This is a genomic window from Pseudomonas sp. PA-4-8C, from assembly GCF_021606625.1.
Lineage (GTDB): Bacteria > Pseudomonadota > Gammaproteobacteria > Pseudomonadales > Pseudomonadaceae > Aquipseudomonas > Aquipseudomonas lactis.
This window is the reverse complement of the sequence record NZ_WKCD01000559.1, coordinates 1-1,045: the sequence shown is the minus strand read 5'-3', so window position 1 is coordinate 1,045 and position 1,045 is coordinate 1. Positions and strand designations below refer to the sequence as shown.

The following is a 1,045-nucleotide window of genomic DNA, read 5'->3' as shown; positions in this document are numbered from 1 at the left end:
AAGCTCAACGGCGAACGCCGCTTTGAATTCGCCCAGTTGCATAGCAACAACGTCGATGAAGCCAAGCAAGCCTTGGCGAAAATTCATGATGCCAGCGACGAAATCACCGACATCAATGTGAGCAAGGCGCTGTAAGCCATGCCGGGCCCTACCGCCGATTTGTTTGCCGATGATGCCTTGCAACAGCCTGCCGGGCGCGAGCAAATTGGCGAAGAATCCTACGTACTGAAGGGCTATGCCCTGCCCTGGATCGAGCGGTTATTGCCTGAACTGCGGCGTGTCCTGGCTCAATCACCGTTTCGGCAGATGGTCACCCCCGGCGGCTTTACCATGTCGGCGGCGCTGAGCAGTTGCGGCGAGCTGGGCTGGACCACCGACGCCCGTGGCTATCGCTACAGCCCACTCGACCCGCGCAGCCAGCAACCCTGGCCCGTCATGCCCGCCACATTGCGCCAGCTGGCGGTGGCAGCGGCTACCGAGGCTGGCTTCAGCGGTTTTCAACCCGATGCCTGCCTGATCAACCGTTACGTGCCAGGGGCGAAAATGTCCCTGCACCAGGACAAGAACGAGCGCAACTACAGCGCGCCCGTGGTCTCGGTGTCCCTGGGGCTGCCGGCGGTTTTCCTGTTCGGTGGCCATGCGCGCAGCGACAAAACCCAAAAGGTTTCGCTGTTTCATGGTGATGTGGTGGTGTGGGGCGGCGTTGATCGCCTGCGCTTTCATGGCGTGATGCCAATCAAGGACGGCGTGCATCCGATCATGGGCCCGCAGCGCATCAACCTGACCTTTCGCACCGCTGGTTAATTTGACCGCAAGCTTCGGAGTGTCGGGCATGAGCGACAGGCTTAATCTGCTCCTGAACCGTCAAGAGTGCAGGCCATGAACAACGAACACGATCCGCGCTGGGCTGCCATTATTGCCCGTGATGCCAAGGCTGACGCGCTATTTGTCTACGGCGTGAAAACCACCGGCGTGTATTGCCGCCCCAGCAGCGCCTCGCGCTTACCGCGCCCGGAAAATATCGAGTTCTTCGACACGCCGGCGC

The 1,045-nt window shown here is 60.8% G+C and carries 2 protein-coding genes; both read left to right on the top strand.

What is annotated here, in order from left to right:
* Positions 1 to 138 precede the first annotated feature (138 nt).
* On the top strand, positions 139 to 804 hold the full coding sequence (gene alkB, locus GIW04_RS30950) for a DNA oxidative demethylase AlkB (RefSeq protein WP_120248077.1): 666 nt from the start codon (positions 139 to 141) through the stop codon (positions 802 to 804).
* Between the two features lie 75 nt (positions 805 to 879).
* Positions 880 to 1,045 (top strand): Ada metal-binding domain-containing protein (locus GIW04_RS30945; RefSeq protein ID WP_329607664.1); only part of this gene is annotated, 166 nt, incomplete at its 3' end.

Bases quoted from the DNA above. Each gene is read 5' to 3' on its own strand.
- alkB (WP_120248077.1), top strand. From the start codon at position 139: ATGCCGGGCCCTACCGCCGATTTGTTTGCCGATGATGCCTTGCAACAG.